The organism is Aquimarina ulvae (assembly GCF_053613295.3).
Genome location: NZ_JBSIBP030000003.1, coordinates 545,792 through 570,793 on the forward strand (window position 1 = coordinate 545,792; position 25,002 = coordinate 570,793).

Genomic DNA, 25,002 nt, shown 5'->3' on the forward strand with positions numbered 1-25,002 from the left:
TTAATGCACTTGTAATTACTTCCATTCCAAACAAATTCACCTACTCTCCTACTGTCGTGGCATAAAAAATGTTCCATTACCTTTTTTTATTGGAACTTTTAGCTCACAAGGTTTTTATTGTTTTAGAGGAGTTCGTGAATCTTCGATTTCGTTAGAAAATTTTTAAAGAACAGATAGAAAATACCTTAAAAATTCAATATTAAATATACGCGTAGTAGCTCCTTTTATCATGTCTAAAAATAGCTGTGATCCTTTTGTATAGCTTTTGTTGTATCCTTATAGTGTTTTTTTATTGCTTTTGTTGTGTTTATGTATTGATTTTGTATTGATTTCGTTGTGTTTATGTTGAGCGTAATTATATAGTGAAGCGTTTTATTTTATATAATTTCACAAAAAACGAATACTATTGTTAGCTACGCTCCTTTTTTTTAAAGACGTATGTATCCTTACCTCGTGAGTAGACTAACATGATTAATAAATCCAATAATTAAAACCTCATGAAAAAAACCACACAATTAGTCACATCTTTTTATTTGCTATTTTTTACAATACTTAGTATAAATGCTCAGGATTTGAACCTGAAATTGATGTCTTTCAATATTCAACAGCCTCATGGTACAAATTGGGAGAGCCGAAGAGCGAATGCCGCTTACATTATTAATACTACACAAGCAGATGTTATTGGTACCCAGGAGGCTATCGATTCTCAACGTACATATCTTATAGAACAAACAGGTTATGCCTGGTATGGGACTGGTCGTGATGGTGGTGATTCTGGTGAAGGGTCTTGGATATTGTATAAAGGAGATAAGTATTCATTAGACACCTCAAATTCTGGGAGCTTCTGGATGTCTGACACACCAAATGTTCCCTCCAGTTTTGGGGGTTCTTATAATCGAATTTGCACCTATGTGCGATTGATTGAAAAATCTTCGGGTCAAGGATTTTATGTTTTTAATGTACACTTTCCTACGTCAGGTTTTTTTGATGCCAGATTTAAAAGCATGAGACTTGTTGCAGAACGAATGGCTACCAGAGCAGTGCAATCTGATCCGGTATATGCTACCGGAGATTTTAATTCAACAGAGGGTGATGCTGTTACCCTTTGGATGAAAAATGGCGTTGACAATCCTATCAAATGTCGAGACACCCACAGAGATATTGATCCAACCGGACCTGTAAATACTGGTTTTGGAACCAAGTTCGATTATATCTATAGCCCTAATAATACTAACTACACCACTCAGGCATCCTGGGTTATTGAATCACCCAAAGCTTCAGATCATAAACCCATAGTGGCTCAGGTGAGATATGAAAATCAGATCACTCCACCAAACTCAAATCCGTTACCCATTCCTGGGAAGATTGAGGCCGAAGACTACGCCAATGCCTTTCAGGTAGAATTAGAAAACACTACGGACACTGGCGGTGGAAAGAATGTTGGGTATTTGGATAGCAATGATTGGGTAGAATACAAAGTACTTGTGGCTGGTACAGGCAATTATTTGTTTGATTTGCGCATCGCCAGCAACTCGGAAGGTGGAAAACTTAATGTACTAATTAATGGAGAATACAATCAAACAATAGTGATTCCTGTAACTGGCGGTTGGCAAATTTGGAAAACCATTAATAAGGCGATAGACTTACCAAAAGGGATACACACCATTAGACTTGAGGTTGTCGAGCCAGGATTTAATTTAAATTGGTATAATTTTGTATCCAACAGTACCGGTAGTCTTTCCATTCCCGGAAAAATTGAAGCAGAAAACTACACGGCTGAATTTGGTACGGAGCTCGAAAATACAACCGATGTTGGTGGAGGGAAAAATGTTGGCTATTTAGATGTAAACGATATTTTGGAATATAATGTTCAGGTATCTGGAACTGATCATTATAATTTTGATATCAGAGTAGCCAGTCTGGACAAGAGTGGCAGTATCAATGTCATTGTAGATAATCAATCTCAAAAAACAATTAATTTACCCGTAACGGGCGGATGGCAAAATTGGCAAACGCTAACTAGCAGTATTTATTTAACTCAGGGAAATCATCAGTTGAAATTCGAGGTCGTAAATTCTGGATTTAATTTAAACTGGTATAATTTTTATCAAAATGGTTTATCTAACATAACAATACAAACTGGTTTTAAAGCACCAGATTTGACCTTATTTTATCCTAATCCTGCAACCAATTACATTTTTTTTACAGATATATCCGATTGGACTGTATACACTATTTCTGGTAAAAAAGTATTGTCAGGAAATTCAAAAAAAGCAGCTATAGGCGTATTACATTCTGGTATGTACTTGATACGGGTCAACAACGGAGAGGTAAAAAAAATACTTATTAATTAGAGAATCCCTATGTTTAACAGCTAGTTTCTATAGCGCATTTACATTACATTTTAAGATGCAATGACTTCTAACCGATCCGTTAGAAGTCATTGCGTTATGAGAAACAGTGATATTTAGATCAACCTGCACTACACTTTTCTTTTACATTGTGACTACGCTCATTGCTGCTATAATTAAATAATCATACTATTGGTGTCATATAATATGTATGAAACCCTCCAAAAAAATAAAATCTCATGTTATGGTCATTCATTGCCTATTTCAGACAAAAGTACTTTAGCAACTTGACCTACTTCTCCATCTCTATCTAAAGAAATTGCCTTATGGAGTACTTCTTCTGCTTGTTGTGTTTCTCCCACTGCCATATAGGATTCTCCTAGATATTTATATCCGTTTGCCGAATTTGGAAATAACTGTAAAACCATAGAAAATAACTGAATGGAAGCCCGAATTTCTGGCTCACGACCACTTTGTAATAGCATATTTCCTAGTTTAAGTAGCCCTGTCTCAAAATCACAAAATGCATACAATGGGTCTTGGATCATTTTGGGAAGCTCTTCTGCCAATTGTTGTGTTTGCCCAGATAGATACAAGCTTACGACATAATCTATCGGCTTTGGTTTAAAATTAGGTACATCAAAAGCTAATGCTGCTGCCAGTACGGGGTCCTGATTGGTAGCATACTCCTCGAAACTCATCGTAACCGGAATACTAGGTGCCATCCACGCTGCATTTTCTAACGCGGGTTTATCTTGCCACCATAGATACGATAAAGAGATTCTAAGCGAGCTATTTGGTAGCGTTACAGGACGGTTATCACCCCAAAAATTGATATTTTCTGCTGTGGGCTCTCCTACAAAAATGACATTGGTATAATTATCAATTTCATTAACCAGATTTTGGCAAGCAGAAAAGGTTCGCTTTCCAAGGATAACAAACAGCTTTCCTATTTTATTGATCTTTTCAGCCTTTATAAGCCCTTTGATAATGTCTTTATTTAAATAGTTGTTTCCTCCGCCATTTAAACGCAAATCAATTACTAATTTCTCGGCATCCTTAGTTTCTATTTCTTTAAAAACACGGGTGTAAAACTCCTTCGTACTTTCTTCAGCCTCATCTTTAATCCTACTATGTCTAACATACATCGCCTTTTCTTTTGCTAAATATTCTGAAAAGTACACCTTATCCAGCTGTTGTAAATACAAAGGAGTTGTTGATTGATCTCTAGCCGATAACCAAGTTTTATTTTGATGTACATACCCACGATGTGTCGGTACTCTTTCTCCGTTTTCGAGAGCAGTAAAAGATTCTGTAAATACATTACCATTTTTTTCTAAGGTAAGGGTAACTTTATCTCGAAGAGTTTTTGTTATTTTCTGGGCGTGTAAGACTTCTGGATATCGTATATTATTAATTCCGTAGGCTTTAAAATATTGTGGATTCTCTACTTCTACTGTCGGTTCAATAGCTTGTAGTACCTCAGAAATTGGCTTCCCTTCTATCGCTATAACCTTTGCACCTAATACTTCTGAGTAGTCCTTATGTGTTCCCTCGATATAAATCCCGTCATTATACGCATACAAATTGAAAGGGAATTGTGAAAATCTAAAAGGCTTTTGATGAAAACTTACGTGAGTATGTCCGTACTTGAATAAGGATACAAGTCGAGAAAACCCAACAATAATTTCATGCTCTTCTATATTCGGAATGTCATTATATAGTGTTTCCACTTCAATATCAAAATTTTCTTTTGTTGTTTTTACGAAAAGAAATGAATAGTCTGTATGTATCGTGTTTTGTAAAAATCGAAGGTCTTCCTGCCATTGGCTAGCACTTACAGTTTCTTGTGCAGACAATTGAAAAAAAAGAAACATGCTGAGTATAAAAAGTGTTTTTTTCATGAGTATGGTTTATTTAAAATGTATGTTCTACTGCCAAAACTACGTGCATTGTGATGTATTTATGCTACACTAGAGCGTAGTTTTTAAAAATTGGATTAGTTACTTACGGTTTATGTAGATAATTAGCACTACACGCTCGAGTAGTTTTTAAAAAAACTTATATTTGTTACTATGGCCGACAGTACTTCTTTTTTTTCTTTAAAAAACACCATCGGGAAACTGACAGATAATGATATCAAACAAACAGCCAATTATCTCGATGCCATAGAAGCTTTTACCAGAACTACATACAAGAGTGTTTATGTAATTGATTATAAGATAAAAGGATTTGAGTATGTATCAGACAACCCATTATTTTTATGCGGGAATTCTGCTTCTGAAGTCAAAGAGATGGGATATGATTTCTATTTTAAACATGTGCCAGAAAAAGACTTAAAACTTCTTTTAAAAATAAATACCATTGGTTTTGACTTTTATGAAAATATACCGATTCGAGAGCGGAAAGAGTACAGTATATCCTATGATTTTCATTTGAAAAATGAAGAAGGTAAAACCATTTTAATCAATCAAAAATTAACTCCGCTATTTTTAACAGAAAGTGGAAAAATATGGAAAGCAATTTGTTTCGTATCCCTATCTACACAACAACAATCTGGTAATATTACCATTACCAAAAAAGAGGGAGGACAAAAAATGGCGTATGATTTAACGACCGATTGTTGGAAATCTATAAAAAAGATAGGGCTCTCTATGAGAGAAAAAGAAATACTGCAATACTCCATTAGTGGCTATACTATACAAGAAATTTCAGAAAAAATTTATATTTCTCCGGATACTGTAAAATTTCACAGAAGAAAACTTTTTGAAAAGTTGGGTGTTGCTAATATTTATGAAGCTATTTCTTATGCCACTATAAATAAATTATTATAAATCATATTCTCTTATTTGGTTTATAACACCTATGCCATTATTTATATAATTGTATATCGGTACGATGCTGTATACAGCTATTTGCTAATTAAAATACATCTTTACAGGATGATGTAGGTTGTGCTCCAAAAAAAAGGTACTTTTATCTTTATATAAATATACATTATCTTGAAACTACTCTTTTCATCTTTGGATCCGATTATTACCATGGTTTCTATATTGGCCACACTGGTTATAGTCATTAGTATAGTACTCCGAAAGTTTAACCAAACGTATATTATAGGCTATATTCTGGCAGGAGTTATCCTGGGAGATCATGGGTTAAATGTGGTCAAAAACAAAGAATCCATTCATCTTTTAGGAGAGTTGGGTGTCATTTTGTTACTGTTTTTTATCGGTATGGAAATCAATCTTATCGATTTTTTAAAACGCTGGAAACTTGCCGTAATCGGAACGCTTTCACAAATAGCTATTAGTGTGGTATTGGTATTGTCTATAGGGCATTATTATGACTGGAGCTTTGCAAGATCTGTAGTTTTGGGCTTTGTTATTGCCCTAAGTAGTTCTGCAGTAGTAATCAAATTACTACAGGATAAACAACTTATTGACTCTAAAATTGGTAAAAATGTATTGAGTATTTTATTGGCTCAGGATGTAGCCTTGGTACCGCTCTTAATTATTATCTCTCAATTAGGAGGAAAATCTGAATCAGTAGAAAATATTATCTTAATGGTTGTAGGAGCTATTTTGATCATTGCCGTTTTGGGATATATTTATATCAAAGGAATCATCGTGCTTCCGTTTTCTAAAAAAATATACAGAGACCACGAACTACAGGTTTTTATGGCCATATTTTTATGTTTTGGATGCGCTTTGGTTACTTCTTTCTTTGGATTATCTTCGGCTTTAGGTGCTTTTGTGGGCGGTATGATTATTAATGCAGCTCGGGCCACTGGCTGGATACACGATACACTTCATTCTTTTAGGATACTATTTGTTTCTTTCTTTTTTATCAGTGTAGGCTTGCAACTGGATCTAAGCTTTATCTATAATAATTTTTGGACCATCTCTCTTGCCATTTTAGTTGTATACGTTACTAATCACTTATTAAATTCTTTGATCTTACGGGTATTTTCTTGTAACTGGAGGGAAGCTTTACTAGGAGGTGCGTTATTAGCACAAATTGGTGAGTTAAGTTTCTTACTGAGTTCTACGGCATATACATTAGAAATCATTGGAGTTTTTGGATATAATTTTACGATCAGTCTAATTTCACTTACACTAGTCGTGAGTCCTTTTTGGATTGCTTTAACAGAAAAATTAACCAGATATCATACCAAAAATAAGTCTGCATAATCATTGAAGACAGTAATGACTATTTTTAATGTAGTATTCCGTAAAGAAAAATGCTCCAACGATCCCGTTGAAGCATTTTTATCAATTAAGTAGATGCTTAGAAAATCATTATTGAATGATTAGTTTTTTTGTAATAGCATCATTACCTTGAGTTTGGATTTTTACAATATACACTCCAGAACTCAATGCTAAACTGCTTGCAGAAAAATTAGTTACTCCTGCGTTTACTTGAGTTTGGTATTTTTGCTGTCCTAATGTAGTATAAATCGTAAGGATTGTTTTTTTATTACTTTCAGAAGTTACGTGCAATGAGAATTGATCTCTTGTAGGATTCGGAGCCATTTTTATCGCTTCGATTCCTTCTTGATCAGTTCCTAAAACAGGTCGTTTATCATCCAGGTTCGCGATAATTTCTGCTGCAGATCGACCATTACAAGACCCTTCGTATATTTTTACATTAGAAAAAATAGAATTATTTCCAAAGCCACCATCATTATCATTGATAAATACCAATCTGTCCATAGCTCCGGTATAGAAATTTCCGACAGGAATCACATAGGTAGTAGTACCGGATGAGTAATTATCAAAGTTGGTTACTCCATAATTTTGTGTTCCATGTACTTTAAAATAACGAGAGGATGTGAGCGTATTATTATTCTCAAAACCAACCGCATGAATTTCTCCTTGTGAGGTGCTGCTAAAATCAAATTCAATAACCGTATTGGGAGTTACCGTATAATTGATAGGAATGTATTTCCAGGTATTATTGGTTAGAGATAAAGCCTCTCCACCATTTCCTATAGTGAAATCTCCGGCACTATCTTGATTAGAAAATGAAGTAATTGCATAATCATTAAAATTAATACTATCACACGTTGGATTTGGATCTACAGAACCATTTTGGATCGTGATAGCATCAATAGCAATATCACTTTGCCATCCGCTACTTCCATTACCCGTTACCACAATAAATCGCAACTGAACACTAGATTCTCCTGCATAATCTGATAGATTTACACTCGCGCTATTCCAGACATTTCCCTGGTTTCCGTTGTTATCAAATACTCCAGACCAACTTCCTGTGTTATCAACTCTGGCTTCAACCGTCAGACTATTGATTGCACTACCAAACATGTGGTATTGAAAATTTAACGTTGGAGATGTTACATTACTAAAGTCTAAACACGGAGAATCCAATATTGCTGTTTTATTGGGATAACCGGTTCCATTACCCGATGCCTCTACATAAAGGTAAAAATTACCATCGGCACCATTAGAAGGCCCAGTACTATTAGAAGGAGTACCACCAGAATCTCTAGTCCAGTTAATATCATCATTGGTAGATTGTGACCATAATCCCAAGGTGTTTTCAAAACTTTCGTTGTACGGAAAAGATGATACAATTTCTGAGCACGTATCTACAGGAGGAGGCGTCGAATCTAAGGCACCATCGATATCAAATCGGGAAAAGAAATTCCAAACTTCTTGAGAGGTACTTACATTTCCTCCATTCCAGCTATGTCCTTTTCCCTGTACTCTTATAAACTCGGCTGTTACACCATTATCCCCATTATCCCAAATCGAACGGGTAGATCCGCCACCTAATTGGATAACATCAGGTGTTGTATCAGCGTTGTTTACAGCAGCCCAATATTCCATAACATTCTGTATCGGTTCATTGGTTCCGTTACCGTTTATAGAAATTACATTATCATTCGTACCCGTAATTTGTAAAACTGCTGTAGGATGTTGCGGTTGACACTGATTATTGTCGATCCATACCCTTGTCATGCTTCCTGCTACCGAAGCTACTGCAGCAATTCTTGGACTTAATTCACAGGCCAGTCGATAACTAAAAAAACCACCGTTAGAGAATCCCGTAGCATAGATGCGTTTTTCGTTGATATTGTAATCCTCTTGAATTTTATCAATTAAAGCATCAGAAAATCCTAAATCATCCTCATTCCCACCAAAATTATTGTTGATGGCCCATCCGGAGAAAAAGCCTCCCAACCCTTGAGGCGTAACAAATATAAATTGATTGTCTTCGGCTAGCTGCCGAAAGTCACTTTGATTGTACTGTATATCAATATTATTTGTAAAACCATGGAAATTTAAAATCAGTGGAGCCGGTTTGGTAGCATCATAACTGGCTGGAACATATAAGCGATATTGCCTTGTTCTTCCATCATTTTGTAACGTGGCGTTGATAACCTGCTGCGCGTGAGCAGTGATTGTTGTGAAACAAGTAATGGCAATAAGCCATAAGAATTTCTTCGGAAAGTGTAGTTGAGTTTTCATATTCAAGTTTTAAGATGAATTGATTGTGTTAAAAAATGTATTTATTATGCACGAATAATAAATTAGTTACACGCAAATATATTCATATAAGTAAATAAAAATCAATTTTTGTATTAAATTTTTACAATATTCTCAATAATGTTATATAAAAAATAAAGGAAGTATAATTCTTACATATGTTTTATCTTTTTCAGTTCAATGACCAATAAGAGAGAATTATCGGTTTTTCACCCTGTTTGCATGCTTTTGATGATGTTCACATTCAAATTCTACATTCTCAACTATAGATAAAATTTACCAAAAACTTATATTCGCAGCATGTGGATGTATCTGGGCTTACTAGCGGCATTTTTTTTAGGATTACACAATTTGTGTAAAAAACATGCAGTACAAGGAAATGAAGTGTTTCCTGTACTTCTTGGCACCATCGGCTCAGGTTTTCTGGTCTTGCTACCCTTTTTTATTGGCTCTCAGTATTTTCCGGAATTTACTGAGCGAATTGGTTTTCAAATCGAACGAATTCCATGGAAAACTCACGGATATATTTTTATCAAGTCCATGATTATGGCTGCATCCTGGACGTTAGCCTATCAGGCTTTAAAACATTTGCCCATTACCATTGTAACTCCTATACGTTCTGCCGGTCCGTTTTTTACTTTTATAGGAGCGATGTTAATTTATCAAGAAAGACCTAATCCTTTACAATGGTCTGGATTTTTCCTTATTATATTTTCCATGATGCTCTATGCCAGAATTGGTAAACAAGAAGGAATTAATTTCAAAAAGAATAAATGGATACTCGCTATTATTGCAGCAACATTTTTAGGAGCTTCCAGTGGGTTGTATGATAAGTTTTTAATTCAGAGTTTAAATCTCAATCCGCAAACATTACAATTCTGGTTCTGTTGGTATACCGTTCTGATTTTAATGGTTATTTTATCATGTACTTGGTTTAACCATAAAGAAAAGCGAAAAAACTTTAAATGGCGCTGGACGATTGTAGCAGTCGGTGTTTTATTACAAGCAGCAGACTACTTCTATTTTAAAGCACTGCAAGATCCTGACGCATTAATTATGTTGTTATCTGCTATAAAACGTAGTCAGATACTTATTGCAGTGGTGATAGGTGGTCTTCTCTTTAAAGAAAAAAATAAGCGAAAAAAATTAATCCCTTTATCCGGAATTATGATTGGAGTGTTTTTGATTTTATATTCCTAGAATTAAACTACCTTTATTCCAACTACCAGAAACCATGATTGACTAAATGAATCGAAAATTTCTTATACTCCTCTCTTTGGGTATTTTTAGCTTCTCGTGTAATAAGAGCTCTACTGCCTATGAACGTTTTTTTATACCAAAAGGTTTTGGTAATAAAGGTGTCGTTAATAAATATTATATACACATCTACCCGAAGAATCAACAGAACAAAAAAACCATTCTTGATTATTCTTTCCTAAAGAAACTGAATGATAGTATTTATAGCAAAGAAACCTTTGGTCCTTCTTTTGGATTGCAATCTTCTAAACAATTTAGAATTGCAGGTGAAGATGTTATAGAAACTACTTACAAACGATATTATTTAACAGATACGCTAGTAGCACACTATACAAACGATACAGTTACTACCTTCTTAACTTTTCAGAAAGATACGGTTTATTATAAGACTAAACTGAAAAATAAAGATTCTTTAGCTCTTGATGTGTATCAGTATACAAAGACGATTAAAGATACAATCATACAAAACAAACCGGCAAAAATCATAGGGCAATTCACTACCAATACTACCATTTTTGGAGAGACTCCCCGAGATACTATACGATATCATGCGCGTTCCATTTATGTTCAGGATTTAGGATTGTGGAAATCTACCCTTACTACAGATACCGATGTTGTGGAGCGAGTTTTAGTAGAACAATTGCTTCCAGAACAATTTGACAAACTATCGAAACATGGGATAGAAAGAGTTGGTTATATTGATTTTGACAAAACTATAGATAAAGACAAAAAACTAGAACTCTGCTCCTCTACAGATTTTATTGTAGATTATTATAATGGCGGGAATGATCGTGCAGGGTTTATTGGTGGTAAGGGAAATCTGAAAAAATTGGTGGGCAGTAAGCTGGATACAAATAAGCTACATAATGAATCAGGCTACTTAACCTTTAGGTTTGTAATTAACTGTAAAGGTAAAGCTGGTAAATTTATAACAGATGAATCAGCCGATTTTGATTATAACAAGAAGCAATTTTCTAAGAAAACAGTTATGCATCTTTATGATATAATTTCGGGTGTAGAACAATGGAAACCGTGTGTGATTAGAAACACAAAGAGAGATTCCTATTTCTATGTAACTTTTATTTTAAAAAATGGAGAGATTCAAGATATTTTACCGTAGTGTTTTTTGCTGTGCTTTGTTAATGAGTTCTTGCGACCAGCAACCAGAATTATACAAAAAAGAGTTTGATGATGCCATATCAAAAAAATATGCTAGACAGTTTATAAAGGGATTACAAGGTTCTTATTATCAAGGTTCTGCTGAAGAACAGTTTTTGATTCAGGAAGCTAAACATCTGGATAGTACTTTTTCTGATATCTATAGAGAAATGGGAGCTTCTAGAGTAAAAAGAGGGATTAATACCGAAGCAATGAAGAAATATAAGAAAGCCGTAGCACTAGATCCCGAGTCCTGGCAAGGATATCGTGGATATTTGTATTTATATTTCTATAGAGATTATGATAATGCCATAAGAGATTTTGACGAATTGGACACTCTTACCCCTAATTTTGTAGATTATCCACAGTCTGAGAATATAGATTTTATGCGTGGCGTGGCGTATATGATGAAAAAAGAATATCTTAAATCTCAGGCATACTTCGAGAAATTTTTTGAACACGAATCAAAATCCGGAGACATTGCGTATGTAGAAAGTAGAGCATTTATGTACTATGGAATTACTTATTTTGAAACGGGTGATTTTGATAAGGCTTTAGAAAAATTTGATTTAGGAATCAAACACAATAAAAATGCAGATCTTTTTTATTGGAAAGCAAAAACACTGATGAAATTAAAGGGTAGTTCACTTAAAATTAAGGCTATGTTGGAAAAATCTAAACAACTTTTAGCGCAGGGATATAATAGTAGAAGACCTTATGTAGAAGAGTTTTATCAAACTTACATAGAAGATATCAAAGAACTGGATCGTCGTCTTTAAAAATTAACTAAAGTAACGAAAATGCTTCCCTCCTTTTTCGCAGATTATTTTTGAGCTAAAACAGCTTTATATATTCATTAATTAATGGCCAATCCCTCATCTGACTCTAAAGTTGATATGGTTCCTCGATATCGAATAGAAGTACGATGGGAACTGTTTATTGTAATGCTGCCATTCCAGTTAGGAAATAATGTGATGATTACTCGATATGATTCTTGGTCATTCTTTGCAGAAAACTTTATAGTATGCTGTTGTCTTTTTTCATCTTTTATCAATTCGTAGCGATCTGGTATTCCACGAAATACAATTCCGCCTTCATTTCTTATAAGTTTTCCAGGTAATTGCTGTTCTCCGAAATAGGGTAAACGCATAGCAATGCTATCTCCATAAAATTTTATATGATTGGGATTTCCTATTAAATTGATACTATTTACGGTACTACCGGGTTGTAATAACCCACTATTAGAAAGACTTGTCAAACTAGCTGTTGCTAATGGATATGCCCAACTCGATTCTATGCTGAATTTTTTTGTAGCAATCAATGCCTCCAACGCTTCACTTTTTGCTGTTGGAGCGATGGTGTTTTTAGTACTATTACAACCTATTAGCATCCATCCTACTATCCATAAAAAAAATACTATCCTCATTTATCTTTATATTATTTTGTATAACAATGCATTACGAGCAATTTCTATACCATAATTTACGAATTTTATAGTAAATCCTACATAAGAACCTGAACAAATCTTTTATACTAATCCCTTACTACCTCTTTTAATCTATCTAGAATATCGTTTTACGTTATTAAAGTTTATTGTGATTAGAATTACTTATTACCAATAAAATAATTTCTTTTAGAGCTTACAGAATTTATTTTTATATTCGATTTCCTTCCATCAGAATTCTACGTTATTAATTACACAATTACATCTCTCGAATATACAATAATTTAACATGGATACTTCACCACCAAATCGTTCATACTAAATAATAGTTAATTAGTAATACTGAATATTACGCCGCATCATTAAATAAATTACTTTTGCCCAATGCTTCATAAAAAAAAGTTTGCACAGCTAGAATTTATTGTCTTAATGGCATCATTGATGTCTATTGTGGCATTGGCTATTGATGCATTGTTACCAGCGTTGGATATTATTGGTATTAATATCGGTACTACAGAACTAGCAGATAATCAATTATTGATCACGATGATCTTTTTAGGTCTTGGTATCGGACCGCTTATTTTTGGTCCGGTGTCCGATAGTATTGGAAGAAAACCTGTGGTATATATGGGTTTTGCTCTCTTTATAATTGCCAGTTTTATGTGTATTAATGCTACGAGTCTTACCGTAATGATTGCTGGTAGAATAGTACAAGGAATTGGGCTTTCTGCTCCAAGAACAATTGCTATTGCTATGATAAGAGATATCTACAGTGGCGATCATATGGCTCGCATTATGTCTTTTATCACAGTTGTATTTATTTTGGTTCCTATTATAGCGCCAGCGTTGGGGAAGTTCATTTTGGACCATTATAATTGGCAAGCTATTTTTTACATTCAGTTAATATTTAGTTTATTGGTTTCATTTTGGTTTTGGAAACGTCAAAAAGAAACCTTAGAGGTATCAAAACGCATTCAGTTTTCTTCTCATATTTTTGTAGATGGTATAAAGGAATTAATCAAATACAAAACTACCATTGGGTATACCCTTATCTCAGGTTTTATTGTAGGTTCTTTTTTAGTGTACTTAAGTAGTTCTCAACAAATTTTTGAACAGCAATATCAGCTCAAAGAGGAGTTTCCTTATATTTTTGCATTGTTAGCGATTTCTATCGGTACGGCTACTTTTTTAAACGGTACGTTGGTTCTTAAATATGGAATGGAAAAACTGGTATCGATTTCACTTTATGCATTCTTTGGGGTTTCACTATTGTATATCATCCTATTTAATAATAGTGCCAATCCCAATGTCGCCATTTTATTAATTTTCTTTGGATTACAATTCTTTTCGATTGGATTTTTATTTGGCAACCTAAGAGCCTTGGCAATGGAACCTGTTGGACATATTGCGGGCATCGCAGCGGCAATAACAGGATTTATAAGTACGCTTATGGCCGTTCCAATTAGTACCTTTATAGGAAGATACGTAACAGATACTGCAATCCCTCTATTTCTGGGGTTTCTTATTTGCGCAACAATTTCTATCGGAATTCTTTTCTATCTAAAAGCTTCCAGACAAAAGACACTAAGTAACAACATTTAGTCTTTAAGGTTTGTGTCCCTCGATACTATTTCTAACAGGAATCGAAAGCTCACCATCACCATTAATAGCAAACTTATCTCTCTTTGATCCATATCCAAAATTAGAAGATCTGCGATATTTTGTTTGGAAATCTGCAAACTTTCTTTTTGACCAGGATTTCTCTTTATTTTGATTTTCCATATCTCAAGATTTATGGTTTATATACCTGACAACCAATTAATTTCATTTCTAATTTAGATGATTTTTTAGAATATTGAAGAAACGTTAACATCAAATTATCATTATTTACCTGTTTTTGGTTTACTTTACAATTATTGATTTCTAAATATTCTTGGAATACTAATTGATTCCGTTTATATTTAAAAAATGAACCAAGTCATGAAAACCTATATCAAATCAATTTTTTTTCTTATTCTTTGGATTCCAATTGGCTACGGTCAATTTTCTCCTCCTTCTGATGATATGATAAATATAGCTAATCGTTATACGGGCCAAGAAGAAGCTTTGATTGATGATGTTATTAAGTTAGATTTTGATAAAAAAAACGCAAAAATATCATTCGATTTTGTTTCTGAGGAAACATCTGGTACCATTGCCGGTTTAGATTTTAAAATATCATTTAATCCAGAAGATCCGGATAATGCGTATTTTAAAGGAACTGCTTTAGTGAATACGTTAGACACTGATAACTTTTTAAGAGATGGTCATTTGATGTGGGAAAAGTTTTTTTATAAAAAGAAATATCCCAAAATTGCATTCGAAAGTAGTCAGGTAGTTCATTTCGGTAATAATAATTACAAAGTAATCGGAGATTTAACGATCAAGGGAATTACCAAAGAAATCATTATCAATTTTACGTTGGATATTACTAAAAAACTTCTGGGAAAAACTACAATTTATACCAGCGATTTTGGAGTAAATATCCTTGATGAACGTAAAAAAAACAAACTGGATATTGTTTTTGATTTCCCTATTTTGAAATAAGAAGTATGGATATTCTTGATTTATAAATGTAAACTATATGCCTTCGCTAGTCTTACAGAATTCTTCTGAATCCCAGTATTGACCAAGTTGACTCCTTTTAGCCGTGTAATTTCAATTTTATTTTCCCAAACTTTTTTCTTTTTAATTGTCAATTGCGTGATCATATTGAGTAGTTTTTATGTATTCATTTTCCCTACAACAAAGGTACAGATGCTTCATTGATAATTTCAGGGGATTAGTACGGTATTTTACTCGGGCGTTACCCCCTATTATTATATCATATAATAAAATAAGCTATACGCTGTTACGGTCGTCAAAAAAATAACGACGATCGTCAAAATAAGGTAACTATTCTATGCTGTATTCTTTACATTCGAAGAAACAAAACAAGTTATGGCTTATATTAAATTAAAAATCGTGTTTTTAGGAATGTTTATATTAACACAGTTTTATTCTTGTAAGATAAATGCACAGGAAAGTATTACCAACAAAATAGAGAACAAAGAAATAGCGCAGCTTTTAGAAGAAAAACTACTCCTTTTCCCAAACCAAACAGAAGTATCAATTGCTTTGATTGATCAAAAAAGCAGTGAATTTTTTGGAATTGTTAGAAAAGAAGACTCTTTACAAATTAAAATGAACCAAAATGCAATATATGAGATTGGTTCGATCACAAAGGTATTTACAGCAACCTTATTGGCAAAACTGGTGATGGAAAAAGAAGTATCCTTAGATGATTCTGTAATTAGTTTACTTCCTTTTACATTAGAAAATCCAACCGAGGATCAAAAGCATATTACCCTAAAAATGTTAACCAATCATACTTCAGGTTTACCAAGGATACCTCAAAATATAATCCCCTTAATAACTTCGAACCAAGGCGACCCATATCGCAATTATGACACTGATAAATTGTATGAATATCTTAAAACTGATTTTAAAACAGAATCGACACCGGGAGAAAAAAGTACGTATTCTAATCTTGGAGCAGGACTCTTAGGACATTTGCTAACTCTTAAAACAAATAAAACTTATGAAGAATTGTTGCAAGAAAAAATATTCAACCCATTGGATATGAATAGTTCTACAACAGATTTAGAAAAAATTCTAGCTACTAGTATTATAAAAGGACTTGATCCAAAAGGACACGAAGTCTCTAATTGGAACTTTGATGTACTCGCAGGAGCAGGTGCGATAAAATCTAATATAGTCGATTTGGAAAAATTTGTAAGAAAACAAATGAGTAATGATCCTGTGTATGAATTGACCCAAAAACAAACACATACTCTAAATAAACAAGTTTCTCTAGGGTTGGGTTGGCATATCGTACATAAAGATGATCAGACAATACTGTTTCATAATGGTGGAACAGGAGGTTATACTTCAAGCCTTGTAATCAATAAAAATGCTCAAAAAGCCGTGATTATACTTACAAACATTTCTGCTTTTCATCCCAAAAAACATGCTATCGATGCGCTATCCTTTAAAATGCTTAGTCTCATCAAGTGAATTTAAAGATTTATAGGTAATACCGTATATTGTGTGCTTTTATGAATAGCTATAATGAATCCAGAAAAAACATCTTCAAAGGCCAGTAAATCTATTTAGTAATATCCATTCTTTCAGAAATTGATGCAAAAGAAAATATTTCAACGTTGGATTTTTATTTTTCACTTCGTCTTTTGGGGAGCACATTGGAGTGTTGCTTTTTTGGGTTTTAATAATCTAACCTGGAATGGTTTCTCAACAGAAAATAACTTGTTGTATATTGCTTTTGTTTACGGAATTTTAAGTAATATGCTATTGTTTTATTGGCAATACTTTATTACTGTTCCTAAATATTTTATAAAAAATAAGTTTTTCAAATTTTTAGTAGCCACAACATTGTTTTTCCTTCTAGTTAATGGCTTTGAAGGGTATTTAGATCATTATTACACCCAGACTCATAATATTCTTGGAGAAGAATTTACTTTTTTAGAATTTTCGATGATATGGTTATTCCCTAATTTTCTTTTTAATTTTTTTTATACGTTTCTTGGTTTTTTATTTCGATTCCCTTTAGAGTATTTTACATCTGAAAGAACAAAACAAGAATTGCTAAAAGAAACTCATAATAGCGAACTTAAATACCTAAAAGCGCAGCTTAATCCGCACTTCTTGTTTAATGGCATCAATAGTATTTATCATCTTATAGATCAAAACTCAGCGCAAGCTAAAAACACACTCCTTCAATTTTCTGACTTGCTTCGTTATCAGTTATATGAAATCGGAACTGCAAAAATCGCCCTAAAAAAAGAATTAGATTATATTTCAAAATATATTGAAGTTGAAAAAATCAGAAAAGGAGAAGATATTAGGTTAGCATATCAAATCTCTACAATAAATAAAGATCGACCGATTGCTCCACTATTACTCATTCCTTTTATAGAAAATGCTTTTAAACATGTAAGTAATGATGATGACCCTTCAAAAAACCATATAAGTATTCAACTACTTGAAATAGACAACAAATTGACATGTAAAATAGAAAACACATTTGATTCGATCAACAACAAGAAAAACTCAGGTGGGATTGGATTGCAAAATGTACAACGAAGATTAGCTCTTTTATATAAGGATCGATATGATTTACAGATCGCTAAGAAAGGAAATGTTCATCAAGTTTTTTTAGAAATAAATTTATAATTAATGGTACTTAAATGTCTTATCGTAGATGATGAACCTCTAGCCAGAGAAGCTCTTAATGGTTATTGTAAAGCTATTGATTTCTTAGAGGTCATTGGTGTCTGTAAAAACGCCCGTCAAGCTCAGGAACTTTTACAAAAAAGCCACGTTGATCTTTTATTTCTAGATATTCAAATGCCAATAATTACTGGAATTGAATGGTTAAAAACGCAAAAAACAGTTCCGCCAACTATTATCACAACAGCATATTCTGAGCACGCATTAGAAAGCTACAGTTTTAATGTTGTTGATTATTTAGTAAAACCTATTTCTTTTGAACGGTTTAAACAAGCTGTTGACAAGATGTATAACTTAATAAATAACAAGGAATTATCGAACTATTTATTCATTAAACAGAGTAAGGAGTTAAAGAAAATAGAAGTAAATAAAATTTTATTTATCGAAGCTCAGCAAAATTATGTCAAGATCATAACCAACCAAGAGACAATACTCACCCATAGTACACTAAAAGGTATGCAAGATTCATTGCCTAAGGAAGCTTTTATAAAAACACATAAATCTTTTCTTGTATCACTACATAAGATTGAAAAAATTTCTGAAAATGAAATTTTTATTGGTAATCATGTATTGCCGCTTAGTAAACGTCGCAAAAAAGAGGTAGTTACCAGGATCAGGTTGAATAATCACATTACTGAATATGAATAGATTTAACTCGCATTATGCATTAGAAAATCTACTACATCTGTCAACCACTTCAAATACTGATGATTCTTTTTTATTTCACCGTAGCGGTGCTATGCTAAAATCAAGAAAAACCCACTATTTATTGCGTCTCAAAGCTTCATTATGAAGTTCCAGTGCATAATCCGGGTGGTTTAATGACTGGTAAAAGAGTATTTTCATAATTACATATCGATAGCAAAAGCTGAAAAAGAACCATGACTGGATAAGGAAAGTGGTATATCTGTTGATTTATTATATATTTTTATTTCCGGAATACCATTATCATCTTTGTGTAACTTAACATCACAGTCCCGAATTCCTTTCATATCTGCAATATAATACCGAAGAATGTTTTTATATTGATCTTGTGCTACGGTAAACACTCTAGACACAAAGTTTGTTTTAATTTCATCACTATATGCTATGGTATAGATATAGTTTTTTGTATGTTTCGAAATGGTTCGGTATGTTTTTTTTTAATAACAACATCAGTATCTAAACAAACAAAATCCCAAGGATTGTATTTTGGAGATAAAGAAAAACACCGTTGATGCGCTTTATATGTCGCTTCTTTCATACTCCATAATTTCCAGACCATTTGGCCGGGGTTTTTAGCATACCAAATTCTTTGTTGTTCTGATGCAGTAAAAACTTTGTTAAGCCAACCTTTTCGTTGCCAATTGCTTTGCACGGCAGCAAGTTTAAGATCTATAATATCATTGCCTATCATCTATTTAGCGGATAATTTTTCCTGAATTACAGCTATAGAAGCTTTTACAGTAAGCATTCTATCCATCCCGTCATTATCGATTTCAATACCAAACTCATCTTCTACATCCAGAATTACATCAACCAAATTGGCAGAGTTTATTTCTAAGTCTTCTATAAAATTGGTTTCTTCTGACAGCTGTTGTAATCCCTCTTGATTTTGAACATAAGGCTCTATTATTATTTTTAATTTGGATAGCAATTCTTCTTTTGTCATGAATTTTTGATTATGAAAATTTTTTAAAGATAATACAAGCATTTACATCTCCAAAACCAAAGCTAGCTTTTGCTGCTATCGTAAAAGGCTTGGATATAGTTTTTGTAGGAATTCTTTCGCTGTCTACCATCGATTCAATTTTTGGATGTATGTCATCACAATTGACATTTCCAAATATGAATCCTTTTTTCAATTGCAATACAGTGGCAACACTTTCTATACTTCCTGATGCTGCCAGGCAATGACCTACCAGACTCTTTAATGAATTAATATAGGGGAAATCATTTCCTTTTCTTCCTAATGCTTCACACCAATTCTCAATTTCTACAACATCTTTGGTTGTAGCGGTTAGGTGTCCATTAATCACATCTATATCTTTTGGTTCGATATTGGCATTAATGATTGCTTGTTTGATACATTTTTGGACTGCTATATTATTTGGTGCTGTCATAGTTCCACCATTACGCTGTCCACCGCTATTTACGTGACCTCCTAATATTTCTGCATAAATAGTAGCTCCGCGTTTTTGAGCACTAGCTAAGCTTTCTATAACCAATGCCCCTGCTCCACTGCCTGGTACAAAACCGCTAGCAGTTGCGCTCATAGGTCTTGAGGCTGCAGTTGGGTTTTCATTATATTTATGCGGAAGAATCCTCATCGCGTCAAAACCACCCCAAACATATGGACCACTGTCACTGGTACTTCCAGCTAATATAATTTCTGCTTTTTGCGCCACAATACGATCATACGCCATTAAGATTGCTTCTGTTCCGGTGCTACAGGCTGAAGAATTCGTGGTTGTAACATTCCCACATCCTATGATACCGCCTAAAAATGCGCTAATACCACTCGCCATGGTTTGTACTACGGATGTACTACCCAATCTTCTTACATTACCAGCATCGACTTTATAAATGGCTTCTCTAAATTTATCAACGCCCAATACACCTGTTCCAAAAATGGTTCCAACATTCCATAAAGGATTCTCTGTTGTATTATCAATAGAAAACCCAGCATCTCTCCAAGCATCAATTCCGGCGATTACGCCATATTCTAATCCTGAAGCATTTAATCCTTTTAATTGAATACTATTGAAGTAATTATTTAAGTGATCGCGTTTATAAAATGGTTTTCCAGCTATTTGACACGAAAATTTTAATGCATTTAATTCCTCAATATATTGAATTCCAGAAGTACCTTGTTGTATTGCTTTATTAAATACCGAAACGTTCGCTCCGTTTGGTGCAACTACTCCTAATCCTGTAATAACTACTCTTCTATTACTCATCAGTAATCGCCTTATTAATGATAGAAACTATTCTTTTACGCGCTATCGCTCCCTCTTTAAAGTAAGGTAAAAAGGGCCAAATGTGTGGCATCCCTTTTCCAACAATTACCTCAATTTCTCCTCCTTCTTCTTTTACTTTTTCGATAAACACCTCTTGATCAGGTCTTAAGATGTCGTGGGTTGCCATAAAAATATGAATCGGAGGGAAATCTCTAAATGAACCGTACAACGGTGATATAATTGGATCTTTTAAAGAAAAATCACCCGCACACATCTTTTTAGCAGAAAGCACTCCTTCATAACTTAAAATAGGATCTATAGGATCAATTTCTGCAATTCTTGGGTTTGTGAGACTAGCATCGACCATGGGTGTGATTAAAATAAGACGACTAGGCGACTCCCTTCCATCCTCAATTAATCCCTGTGTTAATGAAGTAAGCAAATTACCACCGACAGAGTCTCCAACAAAAATTATGTTAGAAGGGTCATATTTTTCCAACGCTTTATTGTAGGCTTCACAGATATTTTGAGTAATTTTTTTTATATCATTTTCGGGTGCTTTAGGGTAATCTATCATCCAGGCACGAGTATGGGTTTGTTTTACAATGCGCGCAATAAATTTCCAATTGTTTTTTGTTGGACCATAAATAAAAGCACCTCCGTGACAATAAAAAAGTAGATATTCATTCGATGGTTGAGCTGGTATTATCTCGGTTATTTTACTATCAGCAACAATCTTTGTTTGAAAAGAATTTCCCAATAAAATTTTGCTATTTGGTTCATCAATATCTTCTTTACGTTTTTTTAAATAATCCACAGGATCAGCTGACCAGGATTTCTTTTCTCCTCTTATTTTTAACGCAAGTTTTACTATAGAATATCCTAAGCTCATTTAATCTATATTTGTTATCATTCCTGCAATTATCCCCTTAGCTACTAGCTCATCTGCCTCATTATACATGGTAACTTTACACTTTAACTTATTGAATCTAAAATATTCTTTTTCAGATTTTACAATGACTGTTTCACCAGGTAATACCGATTTATAAAAATCCATTTGTACACTACTCATAGCAACTCCAACAACAGCATCATCCAATAATTGATCTTTAAAAAGAAAAATGCCTAGGCAAACTAAACCAATTTGTGCCATAATCTCTGTTAGAATAACACCGGGAGTAATGGGGTAATCCTTAAAATGACCTTGGTAAAAATACTCATCAGTTTTTAAGGTATAAAAACCAAGGATATGGTCCTGATCTACTTCCGTAATCTCATCTACAAACAAGAAAGGTGCTTGATAAGGTAATTTATTAATAATTTGTTCTTTTGTCAAAACGCTATTATTTTTAAAAGGCACATCTGTCGGGCAAAGGCACTGTAGTCTCTAATTCATTGGCAAAATCAGTCTCTAGTATTTCCTGGCTAAATCCACCAAATACACTACCTTTAAAAACAACATCTCCATATCCTTTATTATTCATATGTGCTCGTATATATACTACTTTATCCTTACTAATAGCAACAGGACCTCCTGATCTGTTGAATGGCTGTTCATTTACATGGCTATGTGCTAAAATTCTTCGATATACTAATATCCCATTTTCCGTGATGATTTCCCACCAATCAGCATATTGATCACATCCTACGTCAGGACTTTTTATTTGTACACTAAACGTGTAATTGTTCTCTTCTCCTATTACCGAAACATTAGTAACGCTTGCAGTGATTTCTGGTGTAGAAACGTCAGTTTCTGTTGTAACGTTATCATTTTTTGCGCACGCTGTTATTTGTATTGCTATTAAAAACAGATATATACATATAAATTTCATTGTTTACAGTACTTTTTTCTTTTTTAAAACTATGTTTGTATTATTAGGTAAAGTAATTGTTACATCCATTGCATTCTTAGAGGTCTCTTCTTGAAATTGTTGTAAGCTACAAAAATCCTGAAACGTTTTTCCGTTAATCATTTTCACTTCATCCCCTTGCCGTAACCCTTGTTTCCATGCTTCACTATCGCCCAAAACTTTTACTACTTTTATTTTATTCTGTTGATAAACAAAAGCGCAACCATAATCCATATGGTATTCTTCTATTTCTTTTAGATTGGTATAAAGTATTGCTCTGTCAAGACTCAGAAACAATATATTATTCTTCCACAAGGCATTACCAATCTTGCTACTTTTTTTACTTACTTCAAATATTCCATTAATAGTTACATCATTTGTTGTAACCGAAGGAAATCTCATTATGAGGGATTTTAATTGAGTTAAATCACCTTTAAAATCAAAAAAACCACTATATGCTTCCCTTTGGATGTGGTCTATACTTTGTATCCCTTGGTAACTTTTAGTATTAATATCAGAAAAAGTTGCTCCTGTATCAAGTAGAAAACGTATTCGCTTGTTTCCAAAATTAAGAAAAGCCCAAGGTTTTTTATCAATATAGCTAAAATCGATCTTATGCATTTTTTTTAGATCATCTGGAAAAAAACCTTTGTGATACATTACCAAAAATTTTTTATCATAGTTAATTACCCAGTTAAACTCTCCTATAATATCCACTCCTAAAACCCCGTCGATGTTGTAACAGGAAAAGATATCACTATCTCCTGTCATAAGGATTCTGTGTTTAGTAATTTTTGCTGAGGCCAGATTTACAGAATCACTTTTATAATATCGTAATCTACTTTTCCTTCTACTGGAAGACGTTATTTTTATAGTTTTTGATGTTCTGGAGAGCTCATTTTCAACCCAGGAAAAACCAACTGAATGGGTAGCTCCTGTATCAAACATAAACTTTTTTTCTACTCCATTGAACTTGATTGGCACAACAATTAACCCCAAATTATTTTGAAACGGAATCGTATCGCTAAATTGCTTCTGCGCAACCATCACGCTGTATGCTAGAAATAAAACTAAAACAATACTTGATTTCACTTTGAATAATTTTAATTGTGCTACCATTGCAATAGTATTCTTTGTGCAGAAAATCCAGGGCCAAAACTTAGCATTAACCCAGTATCTCCTTTAGCCGGTTTCTTTTTCATAAAACGTTCTAACACATATAAAACCGTAGCACTGCTCATATTTCCATAGTCTCGTAAAACAGCTTTAGTATCGTCAATATTTTTACCAAGATCTCCAAAAAGTTGTTCGACCGTTTGCACAATCTTCTTTCCTCCAGGATGAAATATTAAATGATCGATTTCTTCTATTGATTTACCATGTTTTTTTAGAAACGGATTAATAATATCTGGAAAATGAGTAGCAATTTTTGCAGGGACTTCTTTATCCAGCACCATTTGCAGACCTGTGTTGGTTAATTTGAATCCCATCATAGTAGTAGCATCGTAAAAATGGTACATTTCTTCTCCTACAATCATCGGTCCATCCATTTCTTCTTCTGATGATAGCAACGTGCAAGCCGCTCCATCTCCAAAAATGGCCGCGCTGACAATATTTACCATACTAAAATCATTATGCTGAAAGGTAGTTGTTGGGGATTCGATAGCAATTACAGCAGCCCTTTTACTTGGATTAGCTTGTAAAAAATTTTTAGCATAAATTATTCCCGAAACACCAGCCGCACACCCCATTTCGGTAACCGGAAGCCTTATAATATCTTGTCGAAGATTTAACGCGTTGATCAAATAAGCATCCAATGATGGAATCATAATACCAGTACAACTTACAGTAATAATATAATCAAGAGATTTTGGATCCCACCCTGCTTTATTCAATGCTTTTTTAATTACTGATTCTCCTAGCTTTTTGACTTCACGAGCGTAGATATCATTTTTCTCTTCGAAAGATGTAGCTGTAAATACTTCTTCAATACTCATAATCCCATATCGTTTATCTACCGCCGCATTTTCAAAAATTTTAAGAACTTTTCTCCTAAAACGATCTTCCTGACCTGTAAGCCATTGAGATACAAAAGGAATAATTTCTTTCGTTTCTCTTACATATTCTGGTAATTGTTTTGCAACTGTTACTATTTTTACGCTCAAT

At 33.6% G+C, this 25,002-nt stretch carries 25 protein-coding genes; 11 read left to right on the top strand and 14 right to left on the bottom strand.

What is annotated here, in order from left to right; translation table 11 throughout:
• The first annotated feature begins 497 nt into the window (after nt 1-497).
• On the top strand, nt 498-2,354 hold the full coding sequence (locus ACWGOQ_RS09410) for a carbohydrate-binding protein (RefSeq protein WP_452057693.1): 1,857 nt from the start codon (nt 498-500) through the stop codon (nt 2,352-2,354).
• Nucleotides 2,355-2,599: 245 nt separating this feature from the next.
• Here ACWGOQ_RS09410 and ACWGOQ_RS09415 read toward each other — a convergent pair whose 3' ends face one another.
• Nucleotides 2,600-4,255, bottom strand: coding sequence for a S41 family peptidase (locus ACWGOQ_RS09415; RefSeq protein ID WP_452057694.1), 1,656 nt, complete (start codon nt 4,253-4,255; stop codon nt 2,600-2,602).
• A 171-nt stretch (nt 4,256-4,426) separates the two neighbouring features.
• Here ACWGOQ_RS09415 and ACWGOQ_RS09420 point away from each other — a divergent pair, with 171 nt between their 5' ends.
• Together ACWGOQ_RS09420 and ACWGOQ_RS09425 are read left to right on the top strand one after the other, a co-directional pair.
• The gene (locus ACWGOQ_RS09420) at nt 4,427-5,185 is read left to right on the top strand and encodes a helix-turn-helix transcriptional regulator (protein ID WP_452057695.1); all 759 of its coding nucleotides are present in this window, start codon (nt 4,427-4,429) and stop codon (nt 5,183-5,185) included.
• A 168-nt stretch (nt 5,186-5,353) separates the two neighbouring features.
• Nucleotides 5,354-6,541: a cation:proton antiporter gene (locus ACWGOQ_RS09425; RefSeq protein ID WP_452057696.1), complete on the top strand. Its 1,188-nt coding sequence runs from the start codon at nt 5,354-5,356 to the stop codon at nt 6,539-6,541.
• A gap of 108 nt (nt 6,542-6,649) precedes the next feature.
• On the opposite strand, the gene ACWGOQ_RS09430 is transcribed toward ACWGOQ_RS09425, so the two are convergent.
• A complete protein-coding gene (locus ACWGOQ_RS09430; RefSeq protein ID WP_452057697.1) occupies nt 6,650-8,842 on the bottom strand; it encodes a T9SS type A sorting domain-containing protein in 2,193 nt (730 codons plus the stop codon).
• 318 nt (nt 8,843-9,160) lie between these two features.
• On the opposite strand from ACWGOQ_RS09430, the gene ACWGOQ_RS09435 reads away from it, so the two are divergent.
• Genes ACWGOQ_RS09435 through ACWGOQ_RS09445 form a run of 3 tightly spaced genes read left to right on the top strand, consistent with a single transcriptional unit; the run spans nt 9,161 to nt 12,054 of the window.
• Nucleotides 9,161-10,060: an EamA family transporter gene (locus tag ACWGOQ_RS09435; protein WP_452057698.1), complete on the top strand. Its 900-nt coding sequence runs from the start codon at nt 9,161-9,163 to the stop codon at nt 10,058-10,060.
• Nucleotides 10,061-10,106: 46 nt separating this feature from the next.
• On the top strand, nt 10,107-11,237 hold the full coding sequence (locus ACWGOQ_RS09440) for a hypothetical protein (protein ID WP_452057699.1): 1,131 nt from the start codon (nt 10,107-10,109) through the stop codon (nt 11,235-11,237).
• A complete protein-coding gene (locus ACWGOQ_RS09445) occupies nt 11,209-12,054 on the top strand; it encodes a tetratricopeptide repeat protein (protein ID WP_452057700.1) in 846 nt (281 codons plus the stop codon). The genes ACWGOQ_RS09440 and ACWGOQ_RS09445 overlap by 29 nt, the downstream gene beginning before the upstream one ends.
• 77 nt (nt 12,055-12,131) lie before the next feature.
• Here ACWGOQ_RS09445 and ACWGOQ_RS09450 read toward each other — a convergent pair whose 3' ends face one another.
• Nucleotides 12,132-12,701 (bottom strand): DUF4251 domain-containing protein, encoded by a 570-nt coding sequence (locus tag ACWGOQ_RS09450; protein WP_452057701.1) that lies wholly within the window; start codon nt 12,699-12,701, stop codon nt 12,132-12,134.
• A gap of 402 nt (nt 12,702-13,103) precedes the next feature.
• Here ACWGOQ_RS09450 and ACWGOQ_RS09455 point away from each other — a divergent pair, with 402 nt between their 5' ends.
• Entirely contained in the window at nt 13,104-14,321 is a 1,218-nt protein-coding gene (locus ACWGOQ_RS09455; RefSeq protein ID WP_452057702.1) for a multidrug effflux MFS transporter, read from the top strand.
• Between the two features lie 3 nt (nt 14,322-14,324).
• Here the strand turns inward: ACWGOQ_RS09455 and ACWGOQ_RS09460 are convergent, their stop codons facing one another.
• Complete coding sequence (locus ACWGOQ_RS09460) at nt 14,325-14,501, bottom strand: hypothetical protein (protein WP_452057703.1); 177 nt, start codon at nt 14,499-14,501, stop codon at nt 14,325-14,327.
• Nucleotides 14,502-14,699: 198 nt separating this feature from the next.
• Between ACWGOQ_RS09460 and ACWGOQ_RS09465 the strand changes: the two genes are divergently transcribed.
• Nucleotides 14,700-15,305, top strand: a complete 606-nt coding sequence (locus ACWGOQ_RS09465; protein WP_452057704.1) for a YceI family protein — start codon at nt 14,700-14,702, stop codon at nt 15,303-15,305.
• A gap of 20 nt (nt 15,306-15,325) precedes the next feature.
• Here ACWGOQ_RS09465 and ACWGOQ_RS09470 read toward each other — a convergent pair whose 3' ends face one another.
• Nucleotides 15,326-15,469: a hypothetical protein gene (locus tag ACWGOQ_RS09470; RefSeq protein ID WP_452057705.1), complete on the bottom strand. Its 144-nt coding sequence runs from the start codon at nt 15,467-15,469 to the stop codon at nt 15,326-15,328.
• Between the two features lie 229 nt (nt 15,470-15,698).
• On the opposite strand from ACWGOQ_RS09470, the gene ACWGOQ_RS09475 reads away from it, so the two are divergent.
• The 3 genes from ACWGOQ_RS09475 to ACWGOQ_RS09485 all read left to right on the top strand — a co-directional run bounded on the left by ACWGOQ_RS09475 (nt 15,699) and on the right by ACWGOQ_RS09485 (nt 18,695).
• Nucleotides 15,699-16,814, top strand: coding sequence for a serine hydrolase domain-containing protein (locus ACWGOQ_RS09475; protein WP_452057706.1), 1,116 nt, complete (start codon nt 15,699-15,701; stop codon nt 16,812-16,814).
• Between the two features lie 123 nt (nt 16,815-16,937).
• A complete protein-coding gene (locus tag ACWGOQ_RS09480) occupies nt 16,938-17,990 on the top strand; it encodes a sensor histidine kinase (protein ID WP_452057707.1) in 1,053 nt (350 codons plus the stop codon).
• A gap of 3 nt (nt 17,991-17,993) precedes the next feature.
• On the top strand, nt 17,994-18,695 hold the full coding sequence (locus tag ACWGOQ_RS09485; RefSeq protein WP_452057708.1) for a LytR/AlgR family response regulator transcription factor: 702 nt from the start codon (nt 17,994-17,996) through the stop codon (nt 18,693-18,695).
• 200 nt (nt 18,696-18,895) lie between these two features.
• On the opposite strand, the gene ACWGOQ_RS09490 is transcribed toward ACWGOQ_RS09485, so the two are convergent.
• The 9 genes from ACWGOQ_RS09490 to ACWGOQ_RS09530 are packed head-to-tail and all read right to left on the bottom strand — an operon-like array spanning nt 18,896 to nt 25,001.
• Nucleotides 18,896-19,105 (bottom strand): hypothetical protein, encoded by a 210-nt coding sequence (locus ACWGOQ_RS09490; protein WP_452057709.1) that lies wholly within the window; start codon nt 19,103-19,105, stop codon nt 18,896-18,898.
• Nucleotides 19,106-19,134: 29 nt separating this feature from the next.
• A complete protein-coding gene (locus tag ACWGOQ_RS09495; protein ID WP_452057710.1) occupies nt 19,135-19,443 on the bottom strand; it encodes a 4'-phosphopantetheinyl transferase superfamily protein in 309 nt (102 codons plus the stop codon).
• The gene (locus ACWGOQ_RS09500; RefSeq protein ID WP_452057711.1) at nt 19,444-19,698 is read right to left on the bottom strand and encodes an acyl carrier protein; all 255 of its coding nucleotides are present in this window, start codon (nt 19,696-19,698) and stop codon (nt 19,444-19,446) included.
• A 10-nt stretch (nt 19,699-19,708) separates the two neighbouring features.
• The gene (locus tag ACWGOQ_RS09505; RefSeq protein ID WP_452057712.1) at nt 19,709-20,986 is read right to left on the bottom strand and encodes a beta-ketoacyl-[acyl-carrier-protein] synthase family protein; all 1,278 of its coding nucleotides are present in this window, start codon (nt 20,984-20,986) and stop codon (nt 19,709-19,711) included.
• Complete coding sequence (locus ACWGOQ_RS09510) at nt 20,979-21,878, bottom strand: alpha/beta hydrolase fold domain-containing protein (protein ID WP_452057713.1); 900 nt, start codon at nt 21,876-21,878, stop codon at nt 20,979-20,981. The genes ACWGOQ_RS09505 and ACWGOQ_RS09510 overlap by 8 nt, the downstream gene beginning before the upstream one ends.
• On the bottom strand, nt 21,879-22,322 hold the full coding sequence (locus ACWGOQ_RS09515; RefSeq protein ID WP_452057714.1) for a 3-hydroxyacyl-ACP dehydratase FabZ family protein: 444 nt from the start codon (nt 22,320-22,322) through the stop codon (nt 21,879-21,881).
• Between the two features lie 13 nt (nt 22,323-22,335).
• Nucleotides 22,336-22,818 (bottom strand): hypothetical protein, encoded by a 483-nt coding sequence (locus tag ACWGOQ_RS09520; RefSeq protein ID WP_452057715.1) that lies wholly within the window; start codon nt 22,816-22,818, stop codon nt 22,336-22,338.
• A 3-nt stretch (nt 22,819-22,821) separates the two neighbouring features.
• A complete protein-coding gene (locus ACWGOQ_RS09525; protein WP_452057716.1) occupies nt 22,822-23,928 on the bottom strand; it encodes a retropepsin-like aspartic protease in 1,107 nt (368 codons plus the stop codon).
• Nucleotides 23,929-23,948: 20 nt separating this feature from the next.
• The gene (locus ACWGOQ_RS09530; RefSeq protein ID WP_452057717.1) at nt 23,949-25,001 is read right to left on the bottom strand and encodes a type III polyketide synthase; all 1,053 of its coding nucleotides are present in this window, start codon (nt 24,999-25,001) and stop codon (nt 23,949-23,951) included.
• Nucleotide 25,002: the final 1 nt, after the last annotated feature.